Genomic DNA, 15,649 nt, shown 5'->3' on the forward strand with positions numbered 1-15,649 from the left:
CAATCGGTTCACTATTCGAACCAGTGTTTTGTATGTTATAGGCACACTGAAGGCAGAAAGGGCGCCTGTCAAGTTAATTCACATGCGAAGTATCTTGGAGAACGGACGATGAGCACGGTGGGCAAGGCGGTGTCGCTGCTGGAGCTGTTCACGCTGCACGAGCCGGAGATCGGCCTCTCAGACCTCGCCCGCCGCGCCGGCCTCGACAAGGCGACCGCCAGGCGGCTTCTGATGGCGCTTGCCGCGCACCGGCTGATCGAGCAGGAGCCGCGGAGTCGCCGCTACCGGCTGGGCGCCGGCCTGTCGCGGCTCGCCCGCATCCGCGACGCGCATTTCCCCTTCGTGCGGCTGGCCGCGCCGGTCATTCGCGAGCTGTCGCTCGAAACCGGCGAGACGGTGCATCTGTCCGAGTTCAGCGCCGGCGCGCTGCTGACGCTGCATGTCGAGCTGTCGGCCAAGGCCAACCGCGTCAATGTCGATGTCGGCCAGGTGCTGCCGCTGCATGGGACGGCGTCGGGCATCGCCTTCCTCGCCGCCTCGCGCCTGGAAGCGGTCGGCGCCTATCTGGAAAAGCCGCTGCAGGCCTTCACCGCGTTCACGATGACCCAGCCGGATGACCTTGTGAAAGCCATCGCGCTTGCCGCTTCACGCGGCTATTCGCGCAGCGCCCAGGGCTATGAGGAAGGCGTGCACAGCATAGGCGCGGCCATCCTCGGCGCCGACGGCCAACCGATCGGCACGCTGGCCGTCGCCTCCCCCGTCTCGCGCGTCGACGACGCGACAGCGGCCGGACAAGGCGAGGCGGCAGTCAGGGCAGCCCGGCTGATCTCGGCGCGGCTGACCGGCGAGGCGTGAAACGCCGGGCGCGTTCGAAGCTTCGTATCCCTGCTTTCCTCATTCTTAACCTATCCGATTCGAGTTATGAACGTCGTTCATTTTTATGTTGAACATCGTTCAAGATGTGCTATGTTGCGTATATGAACAATGTTCACTGGATTGTATCCGGCCTGAAACAGACCGCCTCCGATCCGGCTTAACGCTGAAACGAAAGGATCATATCGATGCTCGCCGACAGCCATGCCCGCAAACAGTCGAGTGCCTGGAAGGCCTGGAGACCGATCATGGACGACAGATTCCATGCACCAAGAACAAGAAACAAATGGATTGGCATCAATCGCAGTAACGAAGCTTAACCGCTTCCCGCTAAACAAGGCTCAAACCGCGCAAGTGTCCGCCCAGTCCTGCCGGATTGCCAGACGGCCTTGCCCAATGGAAATTGCCATGAACACCCATCTGATGATGTCGCGGCGCTTCGCGCCTCTCTTCTGGACGCAATTCCTCTCGGCCTTCAACGACAATTTCCTGAAGAACACGCTGGTGTTCCTCATTCTCTTCACGCTGGCGAAGGATCAGGCCGCATCGCTGGTGACGCTGGCCGGCGCCATTTTCATGGCCCCCTTCCTGCTGCTTTCGGCGCTGGGCGGCGAGATCGCCGACCGCTTCGACAAGGCGCTGATCGCGCGGCGGCTGAAATTCACCGAGATCGCCGCGGCCGCCGTGGCCGTTGTCGGCATCGCCTTGTCCTCTATTCCCGTGCTGATGACGGCGCTCTTGATGTTCGGCGTCATCTCGGCGCTGTTCGGGCCGATCAAATACGGCATCCTGCCGGATCATCTCGAGCGCAAGGAATTGCCCAAGGCCAATGCCTGGATCGAGTCGGCCACCTTCGCGGCGATCCTGGGCGGCACCATCGCCGGCGGCGTCGTCTCCGCCGACGGCATCGGCGTTTGGGTGTTCGGGCCGATCATGATGGCCTTGGCCGTCGGCTGCTGGTTCGTCAGCCGCTACATCCCTTCCACAGGCTCGGCCGCCCCGAACCTTGTCATCGACAAGAACATCTTCCGTTCGACCTGGCGGCAAGTCAGCGACCTGCGCACCGACACGCGCATCTGGCGCGCCGGCCTGATGACCTCGTGGTTTTGGCTGGTCGGCGCCATCGTGCTTTCGATCCTGCCGGCAATGATCAAGGATTCGCTCGGCGGCAACGAGATCGCGGTCACCGCCTATCTTGCCGTGTTCGCCGTCTCGATCGCCATCGGCTCGGCCATCGCAGCCTGGATGTCGCAAGGTCGCATGGTGCTCCTGCCCGCGCCGGTCGGCACGGCGCTGCTCGCGCTCTTCGGCCTGCATCTGGCCTGGACCATCGGCAGCATGCAGCCCTCGCCTCGGGCCGAGACGCTTTCCGCCTTCTTCGCCGGGCCGAACACCATCCGTGTCGCCATCGACCTCGCCGGCATGGCCATTGCCGCCGCCTTCCTGGTGGTGCCGACTTTCGCCGCCGTGCAGGCCTGGTCGCCCGAGGCACGCCGCGCCCGCGTCGTTGCCGCGGTCAGCATCGTCAATGCCGGCTTCATGACCGTCGGCGGGATCCTCGTCGCGGCGATCCAGGCCGCTGGCGTCTCGATCGCGGGCATCCTGTTCGGCCTCGTCGTCGCCAACGCGATCGCCGCCTGGCTGATGCTGAAATTCCTGCCGACCAATCCGTTCCGCGATTTCGTCTCGATCCTGTTCCGCGCCTTCCTGCGGCTGGAGGTCGAGGGCATCGAGAACCTCAAGGCGGCCGGCAAGGCGCCGATCCTGGCGCTCAACCATGTCAGCTTCCTCGACGGCCCGCTGGCGCTGACGCTGACCGACGAGGAGCCGGTCTTCGCCATCGACTACGCGATCGCCCAGGCCTGGTGGATGAAGCCGTTCATGAAGCTTGCCCGCGCTTTGCCGCTCAATCCGGCCAAGCCGATGTCGACCCGCACCCTTATCAAGATCGTGCAGGGCGGCGATCCGCTGGTCATCTTCCCGGAAGGGCGCATCACCGTCACCGGCGGCCTGATGAAGGTCTATGATGGCGCCGCAATGGTCGCCGACAAGACCGGCTCGATGGTGGTGCCGGTGCGCATCGACGGGCTGGAGAAAAGCTACTTCTCGCGGCTCTCCTCGCAGCATGTGCGCCGCCGCCTGTTCCCGAAGGTCAAGGTGACCATCCTGGAGCCGGTGAAGCTCGAAGTGCCGCAGGAATTGAAGGGCCGCCAGCGCCGCGCCGCGGCGGGCTCGGCGCTCTACCAGGTGATGTCGGACCTCGTCTTCCGCACCCAGGACATCAACAAGACCGTTCTGGAGACGATCATCGAGACGGCCAACGAGCGCGGCATGAAAGAGCTCGCCGTGCAGGATCCGGTCACCGGTTCGCTGAGCTACGGCAAGCTGCTCACCGGCGCCGCGGTGCTCGGCGAGAAGTTCGAGCACCTCTATCGCGACCAGCAGACGCTTGGCATCATGCTGCCCAACGCCAACGGCGCCTGCGCAGCACTTCTCGGCGTCATGTCGGCCGGCAAGGTTCCGGCGATGATCAACTTCACCGCGGGCGCGGCGAACATCCTGTCGGCCTGCAAGGCGGCCGAGGTGCGCACCGTGCTCACCTCCCGCGCTTTCGTCGAACAGGCAAAGCTCGGGCCGATGGTCGAGGAGATCGGCCGCTCGGTCGACATCGTCTGGCTCGACGACCTGCGGGCCACGATCGGCCTCAAGGACAAGCTGCTCGGCCTGCTGCGCAAGGCGACGCCGCGGGTGGCGCGCAAGGCGGACGATCCGGCGGCAATCCTGTTCACCTCGGGCTCGGAAGGCACGCCGAAGGGCGTGGTGCTCACCCACCGCAACATCCTTGCCAACGCCGCCCAGGCTGCCTCGCGCATCGACTTCCATTCGGGCGACAAGGTGTTCAACGTGCTGCCGATCTTCCACTCCTTCGGCATGACGGCGGGCACGGTGCTGCCGCTGATCTCGGGCGTGCCGGTCTATTTCTACCCCTCGCCGCTGCACTACCGCATCGTGCCGGAACTGATCTATGCCTCGAACGCGACGATCATCTTCGGTACCGATACGTTCCTCGCCGGCTATGCCCGCACGGCGCACCCTTACGACTTCCGTTCGGTGCGCTACTGCTTCGCCGGCGCCGAGCCGGTCAAGGCCGCGACGCGCACGACCTATATGGAGAAATTCGGCCTGCGCATCCTGGAAGGCTATGGCGTGACCGAAACCGCGCCGGTGATCGCCATCAACACGCCGATGTACAACAAGTCGGGCAGCGTCGGCAAAATCATGCCCGGCATGGAGTACCGGCTGGAGCCAGTGCCCGGTGTCGACGAGGGCGGCCGGCTGTTCGTGCGCGGCCCCAACGTCATGGCCGGCTACCTGCGCGCCGAGAATCCGGGCGTGATCGAGCCGCTGAAAGACGGCTGGCACGACACCGGCGACGTCGTCACCGTCGACGATGCGGGCTTCATCTCGATCCGCGGCCGCGCCAAGCGCTTCGCCAAGATCGCCGGCGAGATGGTTTCGCTGGCCGCGATCGAGGCGCTGGCCGGCGAACTCTGGAAAGGCTCGCCGTCGGCCGTCGCCACGGTGCCGGACGCACGCAAGGGCGAGAAGCTGATCCTGATCACGGAAGCTTCCGGCGCCACCCGCGCCGACTTCCTGGCCTTCGCCAAGGCGAACGGCGCCATGGACCTGATGGTGCCGGCCGAAGTGCGCGTCGTGCCGAAAGTGCCGGTGCTCGGTTCCGGCAAGCTCGACTTCGCCGGCGTGACCAGGATGGTGCGCGGCGAGGAAGAGCTGAAGGTCAAGGCCGCCTGATCCAAACCTACGAACAGGCCGGCGGCAAACGCCGGCCTGTTTATTGCTCATCTGCGCCGTTGCGGCGAAGATGATTAGCATGTTAACTTCCTTTCCGGTTGCATCGGCTCCGCCGTTGCGTCTCAATCCCGCGAAAAGACGGGAGCCCGTGAAAACGGGCACTTGGACATGATCCTTGCGGATCATGAACCGGAGGAGGAAACGATGCACGGCCACCATGTGAGCGTCGCCGACGGCGAGGCGTTCCTGTCCGCGTCGCGGATGCTGTTCGGCCCGATCACCCAGCGCTTTTCGCGCGGCGAGGCGCCGTCGCTGCCGAAGCTGGTCTCGGTCAATCTCGGCGCCTGCCGCCTGTCCGAGATCCGGGCCAAGTCGCATCTGGTCCTCAACGACCGCGCCTTCTGGCGCAGCTTCGATCCCGACGCGATCAAGATCCTGATGCAGCGCAAGGGTCGCAGCCGCTTCGAGCAGCAGCAGACGGCGATCGACCTCGGCCCGCGCGCGGCGATCATCTACGACCCGGTGCGCAGCTATTCGCTGCAGAACCTTTCCGACGTCGACCAGCTCATCCTGCAGGTGCCGCGCTCGACCTTCGGCGACGAGACGCTGGCGCGGCTGATGGCGCCGCTGCCGCTGCCCGGCGAGGACGACAGCCTGACCCATATCGTGTCGGGCCTGATGCAGATGGCGATCGGCGAGGCGCATAAGCTCGACGAAGCCGGCTGCCGCCGCGTCGGCGACAGTCTGGTCCAGCTCGTCAACGGCCTTATCCAGGCCAAGCCGATGACGCCGGAATTCCGCCGCTCGCCGCTGGAAGCGCTGCGCGAGCGCATCGTCGCCTATATCGACGCCAACCTTGCCCGTTCCAATCTCTCGGCCGAGGACATCGCCCGCCACATGGGCTGCTCCCGCCGCTATCTGCACCGCGCCTTCGAAGGCGAAGGCGCCACACTGGAGCGCTTCGTCTGGGACCGGCGGCTGGAGCGCAGCAAGGAGGAACTGCTCTCCCCCGCCCGCGCCTCGGCCTCGATCTCCGAAATCGCCTTTGCCTGCGGCTTCAATTCCAGCGCGCATTTCTCGCGGGCGTTCAAGAGCAAGTATGATGTGGCGCCCAGGGAGCTAAGGGAGCGCGTGCGGACGGTGGTGCACTGACACTCCCAGATCAACTCAGGCCGCGTATCTCGCCATCACGGGCTGCCTCGACCACTGGGCGTACCAGGTGTCGAACAGCTTGAGCTGCTGCTCGGCATAGCCGCGCTGGCTGTCGCTCAGCGCATCCGTTTCGTTGAAGTGCAGCCGGTATTCGGGATCACCCTTCAACACCATCATGTGCTTGAAATAGAGCACGAGGTCCGGACCCTCGTCGAAAGAGGAAAGCACGGCCAACGCTGCCTCCAGTTCCTGCGCCAGCCGGCGCGCTTCGGCATCGCCTTTCGCGGCTGCCTGGCTGAGGCCCACCAGATGCAGCACCTCCTTGGGCAGGACATTGCCGATGCCGGTGATGGCGCCGGACGCTCCGCAATTGACGAAGCCGTGGAAGACGGCGGTGTCGACGCCGATCATCAGCGCAACCTCATCGTCGCGGCTGGTGATGTTTTCAGCCGCGTAGCGCAGATCCGCGGGGCCGCCGAACTCCTTGAAGCCGACGAGGTTCGGATGCTCGGCGCGCAACGCGAAGAAGAGGTCGGCGCGCGTGGCAAAGCCGTAATAGGGGCTATTGTAGATGACGGCCGGCAAGTCGGGGGCAGCGGCAAGGATCGCCTTGAAGTGGTGACGCTGCGCCGCCACCGACGGGCCGCGCGACAGAACGCGCGGGATGACCATCAGGCCGCGGGCGCCGACCTTTTGCGCGTGAGCGGCGTGGGCCACGGCGCTGGCGGTGTTGACCGCGCCCGTGCCGACGATCACCGGAACGCCGGCCTTCACCAGGCGCTCGACGCCTTCCATGCGTTGCGCGTCGGTCAAGAGCGGCCAGTCGCCCATGGAGCCGCAATAGACGACGGCCGACATGCCGGCAGCGATCAGCTCGCGGCCCTTGCGCACCAGCGCGTCGAAGTCGGGAAGGCGGTCATCGGTGCAGGGCGTCATCAGCGCAGGCATGCAGCCGGAAAAAACATTGGCGGTCATTGTCGGAGTCTCCTTGAGGCGTCACGCGGATGACCAGTTTGTCCCGAGCGGCACCGCTTGCCAAGCGGATAGTCGCTTTTCCTGCTGAAGCGCCTCAAACCACCATGACGATCTTGCCGAACTGTTCGCTCGCCCCAGAAAACGGTGCGCCTCGGCGGGCGGCGGGATTGCCGAAGTTGATGAGCTAGGTTGCCGGCTTCAGTCGCCGCATTGCGCCAAGCCGCATCATGCCCTTCGGCAGGAACAGCATCGCCAGGATAATCGTCAGACCCGAAATCACCGGGTGGTAGTCCGGCACGACGATGCGGGCGAGATCGAAGACGGCGTACATCACCAGCGCGCCGAGGATCGGCCCCAGGATCGTGCCGGTGCCGCCGACCACCGTCATCATCAGCGGCAGGAGCATCCAGTCGAGGTCGAACACCGAGTCCGGCCCGACATGGAAGATGTAGAAGGTGTAGAGGCTGCCGGCGACACCGGCGATGAAGGCGCTGCCGGCGAAGGCGGCGACCTTGACCTTGAGCGTGTCGATGCCGTTGGCGGAGGCCGCCATCTCGTCGTCGCGCACGGCGATCAGCGCCAGGCCGTAGCGCGAGCGCATCAGCGCGCGGATGGCCAGAGCGGTGGCGACCATCAGGCCGAGGCCGACCCAGTAGTGGGGGCGCAGCGTGTCGAAGCTGCTCGCAGGGGCGACGATGCCGAAGGCGCCGCCGGTGAAGTCGCCGCCATTAACGAAGAGCACCTTGACGATCTCGCCGAAGCCGAGCGTGCCGAGCGCGAAATAGTCGCCATGCAGTTTCGACAGGAGCGGCAGGCCGATGATGACCGCCGCAAGCGCCGCGACAACGCCACCCAAAAGCATCGTCACCGGATCGAAATAGTAGATGTTTGGGTGGCTGTCATAGAGCGAGCCCCAGAGATAGTTGCCGCTCCACAGGATGGCGGTGGTGTAGGCGCCGATCCCGAAGAAGGCGTGGCTGCCGAGGCTTATCTGACCGCCATAGCCGGCGACCAGGTTCCAGCTCTGCGCCATGATGGCATAGAGGAAGACGAAGAACAGGAAGGAGAAATAATAGGCGTCGACGGCGCCGGGCAGAAACGGCAGCAGCGCGAGCGCCGCGACGACGACGGTTGCGATCCATTGCAAGGCTCGGCTCATCGCATCACGCCTTCTTGTAGGGCCGGCTGAACAGGCCTTCCGGCTTGAACATCAGCACCAGGAGGAAGACGCCGTAGGCAATCGCATTCGTCCACCCGCCCGAGATGAAGAACTGCACATAGGCCTCGATCAGGCCGAGCAGGATGCCGCCGGCCAGAGCGCCGGTGACGTTGCCGATGCCGCCCAGCGCCAGCGCCACCAGCGCCTTCAGGCTGAAGATGAAGCCGGCGAAGGGGTTGAACGGAAAGGTCGTCGCCACCGCGACACCGGCCGCGCCCGCCAGCGAAATGCCGATGGCGAATGCTATGGCGTTGACGCGGTGCGGGCTGATGCCCATCAGCATTGCTGAGTCCATGTCCTCGGAAGCGGCGCGCACGGCCTTGCCGACAATCGTCTTGCGCAGGAAGAGCACCACCAGGCCGGTACCGGCGAGCGCGATCAGGAAGCCCATCGAGCGGGTGAAGGAAGTACGCACGCCCAGAAGCTCGATGCCGCTCGCCGTGTAGCTCGTCACCACGCCGGCGGTGTTGCCACCCCAGATCACCGTCATCAGGTTCTGGACCAGGAACATCAAGCCGACGGCGATGAGCAGCGAGACGTTGCGGTCTGCTTCAGCGGCGGCCCTGCGGAACAGGCCCTGGTAGATCAGCCAGCCGACGACGAGCCCGACCGGCACGACGATCAGCAGCGACAGGAACGGGTCGATGCCGAGGCCGTAGAAGAGCGCCCGCACGAAATAGGCGGCGAGGATGATCATCGCGCCCTGGGCGAGGAAGATCAGCCGCATGGTGCCGAAGATCAGGCTCAAGCCCACGGCGGCGACGCCATACATGGCGCCGCCAAGCGCGCCGTTGAGCGAAAGCTGGAAGAGGATCTCGGGTGGCGGGAGATTGAACATTTCCTACTCCAACACGCCCATATAGGCCTTCTGGATTTCGGGGTCGGCGATGAGGTCGGCGCCGGTGCCTTGCATGGCGAGCGAGCCGGTCTGCAGCACGAAGGCGTAGTCGGCCACTTTGAGCGCCTGGTGGATGTTCTGCTCGACCAAAAGGATGGTGACGCCCTGGCCGTGCAAGGTCTGGATGAGCGCAAACATCTGCTGCACGACGAGCGGGCTGAGGCCCAGCGACGGCTCATCGAGGATGAGCAGCGACGGCTCCGACATGGTGGCCCGCGCGATCGCCAGCATCTGCTGCTCGCCGCCGGAGAGCGAGCCGGCCTTCTGCTGCGCGCGTTCCTTCAGGCGCGGGAAGAGCGTGTAGGCTTTCTCCAGCAGCTCCTTGGTGCGCGGACGAGCGTTGGACTGGAACGCGCCGAGCTCGAGATTCTCCAGCACCGTCATCTGGCGGAACAGGCCGCGCCCTTCCGGCACATGGGCAATGCCCATGCTGGCGATCGCTTCAGGCGCCTTGCCTATGATCGACTGGCCCGACAGGTGGATATCGCCCGCCTTCGGCTTGAGCAGGCCCGAAACGGTCCTAAGCAGCGTCGTCTTGCCGGCGCCGTTGGCGCCGACGAGCGCGACGATCGTGCCGGGATCGACATGGAGCGAGACGCCCCACAGCGCGCCGACATCGCCATAGGCGACTTCGAGATCGCTTATTTCAAGCAGCCGGTTCGCCAAGATAGGCCTCGATGACTTTGCGGTTTTGCGTGATTTCGCGCGGTGTGCCGTCGGCGATCTTCTCGCCATGGTCGAGCACGATCACGCGGCTGCACACTTTCATGATGGCGTCGACCTTGTGCTCGACCCACAGCATCGAGATGCCGCGGTCGGCACGCACGCGGCGGATGACGTCGACCATGCGCTGGATCTCGGTCGGGTTGAGGCCGGCCATCGGCTCGTCGAGGAGCAGCAATGCCGGATCGGAGGCGACGGCGCGCGCGATCTCCAGCATGCGGCGGTCGGAGAGCGTCATATGCGCGGTGCGCATGTCCCGCCTGGCAGTGAGGCCGACCAGTTCCAGCGCGGCATTCGCCGCCTCGGTCGCGTGCTTGACCCGGCCCCCTGCCCCGTAGACGGCGCCGACCATGACATTCTCGAAAGCGGTCATGGTGAGGAAGGTGCGCACCAGCTGGAAGGTGCGGGCGATGCCCAACCTTGAGATGCGGTGCGGCGCGATGCCGGTGATGTCCTTGCCGCGGAAAGACACCCGGCCTTCGGTCGGCGCATAAATGGCGGTGATGACGTTGAAGAGCGTCGACTTGCCGGCGCCGTTGGGGCCGATCAGCCCGATGAGTTCGTTGCCGCCGACGGCGATGTCGATGTTGTTGAGGACGACAAGCCCGCCGAAGCGCTTCTTGACCGCCTCGAGGCGCAGCAAGGTTTCGTCCGCCTGCATCGTGTTTTTCGTTTCCTTCCAGCGGGAGCACAAAGGATTAGGCGCTCAAACCGACTCATTGCCAAGCGATCCAAACGGGCAGGCGGGAAGCGAACGGGCGCCTGGCTTCGCGATCATGCGCCCGCCGCTTCCACCGCATCTGTTCGTTCAGCGCTTGTCCCAGGCCGGGGCCGGCTTGTAGGTCCAGTTGCCGTCCGGATAGATGAGCTGATGCTTGCCCTGCCACCATTGCGTGGCGACGCTGGGGATCAGCGCGAAGCCGGTCTCGTCGAACTTCAGGTCGCCGACCACGGTGTCCTTGAACTCCTGGCCGAAGATCGCGTCGTGGATGGCGGTGGCATCGGTGCTGCCGGCCTTCTCGATCGCCTGCGCGAGCACCTGCGCGTTGGCGTAGAAGGCGCCGACGGTGACGGAGTCCTTCTTGAACTCGGCCTCGTAGCGGTCGCCGAGCTCCTTGGCGCCCCTGTAAGGGTAGCTCGCCGACCAGAAGCCGTCGGTCAGGATGTAGTCGGAGTCCGGTCCGAGCGCTTCGTGGAATTCGCCGGTCCAGGTGCCCTTCCAGCCATGCAAATAAGGCACGGAGAAGCCGAGCTCCTTCATCTGCCGCAGCAGCGTGATGGTGTCGGCGGGCGAGCCGAAGACCAGCATGGCGTCGACGTCCGCCGCCTTGAGCTTGGTGATCAAAGCCGAATAGTCGGTGGCGCCGATCGCCCAGGGATCGTCCACGGCGAAGCTGTAGCCGTATTTCTTGGCTGCCGCCTCGAAGGCGCCGCCGAACCCCTTGCCGTCGGGCGAGTCTTCCGAGACCAGCGCCGGATGCTTCGGCTTCTCGCCGGCCGGCAGCTTGTCCCAGATCTGGAACGGCACCTCGGCACCGGGTCCGGGATGGAAGAAGAACAGCGCCGAATATTTCAGCTTCAACGGCTGCCACTCGAACGGGAAGGCCGTGGTGATCATGTAGAACTTCTTGTATTTCTCCGCGACGATGGCGCCGGCGATGTTCATCGGCCCGGAATGGGTCGACAGCAGCGCGTCGACCTTCTGCACCTTGATCAGGTTTTCGAGCGCCGAAGCGACCTTGCCCTCGGAGCTTTCATCGTCGGCGACGACAAGCCTGACAGGCAGCTTCTTGCCGGCCGATTTCACCATGATGCCGCCTGATTTGTTGATGTCGGCGACGGCCTGTTCATAGGCCCATTTCTGCTCCTTGCCGTCGCCGGCGAGCGGACCGGTCAGCGAGATCGGCGCGCCGATAACGATTTCGTCGCCCGCGGCATTGGCGACGAGCGTGCCGCCGAGACCAAGCGCCGAGGACAGCAACAGGCCGGCCAGCATTCCCTTCAGACTGATTTCCATTTCCATCCTCCCAGGTTTTCATCGGACCAACCCTCCCAAGGCGAGCCCGCATTTCACTCACGCCGATGCCTCCTCAGCCCATCGCGGCCGCGACCAGCCTGGTGTCGGTGAACTGCTCGAAACTCACGGCCTTGCCATCGCGCATCTCCCAGACATGGACGACGCGCGCCGTCATCGGCTTGCCGGTCTTCCTGTAGGTGCCCGAATAGGTGCCAATGCCGACGATGGTCGAGCCACCGTCGACCAGTTTCTCCAGCGCGAAAGTATAGCCGTCCCAGTCCTCGCCGATGCGCTTGAAGACGCCGGCGATGACCGCATCGGGGCCGACATAGGTGCCGGCATAGGGAAAGCCGGCCATCTCGGTCCAGGCCGTGCTTTCGGTGATCGGCGCCATCATCGCCGCCAGATCCTTGGCGTCGGAGCCGGCATAGTGGGCCTTGATGGCGTCGTAATTGCTGTTGCCCATGATGCTGATCCCAACGCTCAGACCGGTTCCTGGCCGTGGTCGTACACGGCCCTGGATTTCTTCTCGATGAAGGCGCCGGCGGGCTTGTTCTCGACCTTGCCCTGGCTGGTCACGCCGAGGAATTTGCCGGTCGAGCGCATCGTGTCCCAGTTGTAGAAGAACAGTGAGGCGACCGGGATGATGAACTCGCGGAAGCCGAAGACATAAAGGTTCTCGGCGAACTTCCACGTGGTGGCGAGATCGACGTCGCCATGGCCGCGCTGGACGCCGACGAGATTCTGCCAGGCATAGCGCTGCGAGCTCAAGTAAATATGTTCGTAAACGTGGTTGGGGCTGTAGGTGTAGTGCGCGGTCAGGCCGATCAGGTCGCGCGTCGGCGCCGGCTCGCGGCCGGTCGGCGGCACGGCGGGATCGCCCAGCACGCCGGCGGAATAGGTCTGCGCCACGCGCGGCTCGCCGGGCGCTTCACCGGGCTCGCGCACCCGCTCGCGCACCGACAGCACGCGCCGCGTCCTGGTGTCGACGATGAAGGCTTCGTCCTCGGCCGGCCTCGCGGCAAAGGTCATGTTGATGAAGAAGATGCCAGGCGCGACTTCCAGCGCCTCGTACCAGTCTGCGCCGGCCTCTGCGCCTTCGCTCCAGGCCACGGTGTCGGCGGCGGTGAAGGCGAGATCGATGGTACGGCCGGTCTTCAGCGTGATCTTGAAGGTCTGGCCGCGCAATGCATCGGTCTTCGGCAGCCGGTTGGTGGCAATGCCGGCGGCGAAGTCGTCGAAATGCTTCCAGTCGGCGGGTCTGTTCTGGTCGTTCATCGCCATCTCCAAATCAATCGACAAAAGCAAGTGTGGGCAAGTCGACGACGGTCGCGCCGCCATCGACGGTCAGGATCGAACCGTTCATCATCGCCGCCTCGCTCGAAGCGACGAAGCAGATGACGTTGGATACTTCCTCCGGAGTCGCCGGCCGGCCGAGCGGCACGTCCTTGGTGACAAGCCTGTAGGCTTCCTCGATGGAGCCCAGTCCGTGCTTATCGACGACCACCTGCATCTGCTCGTCGGCCATGGCCGTCGCCACCCAGCCGGGGCAGATGATGTTGGTGCGCACGCCCTGGCGGCCATAATCGCGCGCCAGCGATTTGCCGAAGCCGACGCAGGCATGCTTCATGGTGACGTAGCCCGCCGCCGCCGGCCCGGCGAACAGGCCGGCGATCGATGCGATGACGACGATGTTGCCCTTCTGCGCGATCAGATCCGGCAGGCATTCGCGGGCGCAGACGAAAGCGGTGTCGAGATTGGTGCGCGTCGCCAGCGCCCAGGTCTCGTCGCTCATTGTCACCGTCGGGCCGACGCCATGGCCACCGGCATTGGCGACGAGGATATCGACCGGGCCGATCTTCTCGTGGACCTCGGCAAGGGCGGCGCGCACCGCCTTGGCATCGGCGGCGTCGCCCTGCACGACCAGCCCGCCAATGTCCCTGGTCACGGCCTCGAGCGGCTCGCGCCGCCGGCCCATCAGCACGACCTTGGCGCCGTCGGCGGCCATGCGCCGGGCGACAGCCGCGCCGATGCCGGTGCCGCCGCCCGTGATGAAGGCCGTCTTGCCGGAAAATCTCATCCTGCCGTCCTTGCGGGCGCGAGGCCCAAATGCTGCCGATCGTTGGTTTGGAGTGTGCGACGGCTGCCCTTTTTCGTCTTGTCCGAGCGGGAACTTTGTTTTGACTGAGAGCGCACTCCTGCGTTCTTCTGGGATGCCGCGCGACCTTTGCCGCGCGGGATCATGCGTTTGGCTAGCGGCGGCCTATTTCTTGATCGCCTCGAGATCGATGACGATCTCGACCTCAGGCCCTAGGCCGAACCCGTCGGCGGCCTTGGCCATCGGGAAGTCCGCGGTGCTGACCTTGCCGGTGGCGCTGAAAGCCGCCTTGGTCAACGTCGCGTCCCATGGCGCCGGCGCTTCGTTGAGCAGCTTCACATCGAGCGTCACTTCCTTGCTGACGCCGCTGATGGTGAGATTGCCGGTGACCTTGCCGGTCTTGTCGTCGACCTTCTCGACCTTGGTGCTTTCGAAGCTGATCGTCGGGAACTCGGCGGCGTTGAAGAAGTCGGGCCCTTTCAGATCGCTGTCGCGCTGGTCGAAGGCGGTATGGATCGAACCGACATCGAGCTCGGCCTTGACGCTGCTTTTGCTGACATCGGCCTTGTCCAACGCGATCGTGCCCTTGACGCCGTCGAACTGGCCATGGGCGATGCCGTAGATGCCGTGCTTGACGGTGAAGGTGACCCAGGCGTGCTGGCCGTCGATCTCGTAATTGTCGGCATGAGCCGCCACGGCCAGCATGGATGCGCCGGCGAAAGCGAGCGCCGCAATCAGTTTTCTCGTCCTCACATGTTTCTCCCTGTTGTTGGTTGTTTTGGACCCGGCTCAGGAAAAGCCGAGGGCGGCCCCATGCGGCGCCCAGACGATCGCCGTCATGATGGCCAGAATCGCCGGAGCGGCGATCAGGATGCCGGCAACGAGCGGCCGCAGGGGCCGCGTGCCGGGAAGCAGGCCTTGCAGCGGGCCGCGCATAAGCACGGCAACGACCGGCGGCAGGGATGACAGGATGAGCGCCGCGGGATTGGCCTTGGGCGCGAGCAGCGCCACCTGGATCAGCACCGTGGCCGAGGCGTAGAGCAGCAGGAATTCGACGCCCTTGCTCCACGAAGCGGCCGCGCCGCCGCGCAATACCGCGAGATACTGCACGAGGCACCAGCCGCCGATCAGCGCGGCGATCGAGCCTAGCAATTGCCCGGTGACGATCGATGCGCCGAGCACCGAGACGATGGCGCCGGAGAACGACAAAGCGAGCACCGCCGCCGGTGCCAGGAACGGCTCTTCCGCCGAGGGCGACGGCGAAGGCTGCCGTCCGATGAGCAGCGCGGCGCCGATCAGCGCCAATAGGCCGACAGCCAGCGCGGCAATCATCTGCAGGTCAAGCGAGCCGCCGGCCAGCCGCCGCCAACCGAGCCACAGGAAGGCAGCCGCAAAAGCGATGGCGGCGACAAAACTCGTTGCACGGCCGAGCACCCGCCCAGGCGGCAGGCCGATGACGATACCGGCGAAGGCGAGATAGATCAGCTTCTGACTGGCCGCGACCGGCGGCACGGCCGGTGGCCCGAGCGTGTCCCAGTAGAAGAACAGCAGCAGCGCCGCCCAGAATAGCGTGACCACCGGCGATGCGGCCGGCACGGCAAAGCGCGCAGCGAGCGCCAGCGTGATGCCGAGCAGCAGCGGTAGCGCAGCTGTGGTGACCATCGGATTGCCGAGAACCGCGCTCAAATCGTCTTCACCTTCCAGGACCACGGAGACGTGCCGGCGTGGCCGATCTCATCCCGCGATCTTGATTGGCCTCGAGCGAGGCGTCTTGTCCGAGCGGGAACTTTGTTTTGACTGAGAGCGCACTCGCGGCCGCGCCGGCTTGAACGTCGCCGGCGCGCTCCATAACCCTCGGCAAAAATGTTCATCAGCATCGAG

At 65.1% G+C, this 15,649-nt stretch carries 14 protein-coding genes; 3 read left to right on the forward strand and 11 right to left on the reverse strand.

All coding sequences use genetic code 11. From position 1 onward, the window contains the following. Window positions 1–108 precede the first annotated feature (108 nt). From FJ471_RS17155 to FJ471_RS17165, 3 genes are all read left to right on the forward strand, one after another. A complete protein-coding gene (locus tag FJ471_RS17155; RefSeq protein ID WP_140805044.1) occupies window positions 109–855 on the forward strand; it encodes an IclR family transcriptional regulator in 747 nt (248 codons plus the stop codon). Window positions 856–1,281: 426 nt separating this feature from the next. After that, on the forward strand, window positions 1,282–4,686 hold the full coding sequence (locus FJ471_RS17160) for an acyl-[ACP]--phospholipid O-acyltransferase (RefSeq protein WP_140805046.1): 3,405 nt from the start codon (window positions 1,282–1,284) through the stop codon (window positions 4,684–4,686). A 204-nt stretch (window positions 4,687–4,890) separates the two neighbouring features. Next, on the forward strand, window positions 4,891–5,838 hold the full coding sequence (locus FJ471_RS17165) for a helix-turn-helix domain-containing protein (RefSeq protein WP_181179490.1): 948 nt from the start codon (window positions 4,891–4,893) through the stop codon (window positions 5,836–5,838). A gap of 15 nt (window positions 5,839–5,853) precedes the next feature. Here the strand turns inward: FJ471_RS17165 and FJ471_RS17170 are convergent, their stop codons facing one another. The 11 genes from FJ471_RS17170 to FJ471_RS17220 form a co-directional block, all read right to left on the reverse strand. Beyond that, window positions 5,854–6,813: a dihydrodipicolinate synthase family protein gene (locus tag FJ471_RS17170; protein WP_140805050.1), complete on the reverse strand. Its 960-nt coding sequence runs from the start codon at window positions 6,811–6,813 to the stop codon at window positions 5,854–5,856. 184 nt (window positions 6,814–6,997) lie between these two features. Next, window positions 6,998–7,972, reverse strand: a complete 975-nt coding sequence (locus FJ471_RS17175) for a branched-chain amino acid ABC transporter permease (RefSeq protein WP_140805052.1) — start codon at window positions 7,970–7,972, stop codon at window positions 6,998–7,000. Between the two features lie 4 nt (window positions 7,973–7,976). After that, the gene (locus FJ471_RS17180) at window positions 7,977–8,870 is read right to left on the reverse strand and encodes a branched-chain amino acid ABC transporter permease (RefSeq protein WP_140805053.1); all 894 of its coding nucleotides are present in this window, start codon (window positions 8,868–8,870) and stop codon (window positions 7,977–7,979) included. A gap of 3 nt (window positions 8,871–8,873) precedes the next feature. After that, on the reverse strand, window positions 8,874–9,596 hold the full coding sequence (locus FJ471_RS17185) for an ABC transporter ATP-binding protein (RefSeq protein WP_246684751.1): 723 nt from the start codon (window positions 9,594–9,596) through the stop codon (window positions 8,874–8,876). Further along, entirely contained in the window at window positions 9,577–10,314 is a 738-nt protein-coding gene (locus FJ471_RS17190; protein ID WP_140805057.1) for an ABC transporter ATP-binding protein, read from the reverse strand. Before FJ471_RS17190 ends, FJ471_RS17185 begins: the two co-directional genes overlap by 20 nt. Window positions 10,315–10,461: 147 nt before the next feature. Further along, on the reverse strand, window positions 10,462–11,670 hold the full coding sequence (locus FJ471_RS17195; RefSeq protein ID WP_181179493.1) for an amino acid ABC transporter substrate-binding protein: 1,209 nt from the start codon (window positions 11,668–11,670) through the stop codon (window positions 10,462–10,464). A 73-nt stretch (window positions 11,671–11,743) separates the two neighbouring features. Next, window positions 11,744–12,136 (reverse strand): nuclear transport factor 2 family protein, encoded by a 393-nt coding sequence (locus FJ471_RS17200; protein WP_140805061.1) that lies wholly within the window; start codon window positions 12,134–12,136, stop codon window positions 11,744–11,746. Between the two features lie 17 nt (window positions 12,137–12,153). After that, window positions 12,154–12,948, reverse strand: coding sequence for a MoaF C-terminal domain-containing protein (locus FJ471_RS17205; protein WP_140805063.1), 795 nt, complete (start codon window positions 12,946–12,948; stop codon window positions 12,154–12,156). Between the two features lie 13 nt (window positions 12,949–12,961). Continuing rightward, the gene (locus FJ471_RS17210) at window positions 12,962–13,750 is read right to left on the reverse strand and encodes an SDR family oxidoreductase (protein WP_140805065.1); all 789 of its coding nucleotides are present in this window, start codon (window positions 13,748–13,750) and stop codon (window positions 12,962–12,964) included. A gap of 183 nt (window positions 13,751–13,933) precedes the next feature. Beyond that, window positions 13,934–14,521, reverse strand: coding sequence for a YceI family protein (locus FJ471_RS17215; RefSeq protein ID WP_224670705.1), 588 nt, complete (start codon window positions 14,519–14,521; stop codon window positions 13,934–13,936). A gap of 36 nt (window positions 14,522–14,557) precedes the next feature. Beyond that, window positions 14,558–15,454 carry a hypothetical protein gene (locus tag FJ471_RS17220; protein WP_140805067.1) on the reverse strand — a complete coding sequence of 299 codons (897 nt, stop codon included), beginning with the start codon at window positions 15,452–15,454 and terminating at the stop codon, window positions 14,558–14,560. Window positions 15,455–15,649 lie beyond the last annotated feature (195 nt).

Origin of the sequence: Mesorhizobium sp. B2-7-1 (genome assembly GCF_006440735.1) — a bacterium.
In the GTDB taxonomy this organism is placed as follows: domain Bacteria; phylum Pseudomonadota; class Alphaproteobacteria; order Rhizobiales; family Rhizobiaceae; genus Mesorhizobium.

Coding starts and splice junctions, on each gene's coding strand:
- FJ471_RS17155 (WP_140805044.1), top strand. CDS start 109: ATGAGCACGGTGGGCAAGGCGGTGTCGCTGCTGGAGCTGTTCACGCTG.
- FJ471_RS17160 (WP_140805046.1), top strand. CDS start 1,282: ATGAACACCCATCTGATGATGTCGCGGCGCTTCGCGCCTCTCTTCTGG.
- FJ471_RS17165 (WP_181179490.1), top strand. CDS start 4,891: ATGCACGGCCACCATGTGAGCGTCGCCGACGGCGAGGCGTTCCTGTCC.
- FJ471_RS17170 (WP_140805050.1), bottom strand. CDS start 6,813: ATGACCGCCAATGTTTTTTCCGGCTGCATGCCTGCGCTGATGACGCCC.
- FJ471_RS17175 (WP_140805052.1), bottom strand. CDS start 7,972: ATGAGCCGAGCCTTGCAATGGATCGCAACCGTCGTCGTCGCGGCGCTC.
- FJ471_RS17180 (WP_140805053.1), bottom strand. CDS start 8,870: ATGTTCAATCTCCCGCCACCCGAGATCCTCTTCCAGCTTTCGCTCAAC.
- FJ471_RS17190 (WP_140805057.1), bottom strand. CDS start 10,314: ATGCAGGCGGACGAAACCTTGCTGCGCCTCGAGGCGGTCAAGAAGCGC.
- FJ471_RS17195 (WP_181179493.1), bottom strand. CDS start 11,670: ATGGAAATCAGTCTGAAGGGAATGCTGGCCGGCCTGTTGCTGTCCTCG.
- FJ471_RS17200 (WP_140805061.1), bottom strand. CDS start 12,136: ATGGGCAACAGCAATTACGACGCCATCAAGGCCCACTATGCCGGCTCC.
- FJ471_RS17205 (WP_140805063.1), bottom strand. CDS start 12,948: ATGAACGACCAGAACAGACCCGCCGACTGGAAGCATTTCGACGACTTC.
- FJ471_RS17210 (WP_140805065.1), bottom strand. CDS start 13,750: ATGAGATTTTCCGGCAAGACGGCCTTCATCACGGGCGGCGGCACCGGC.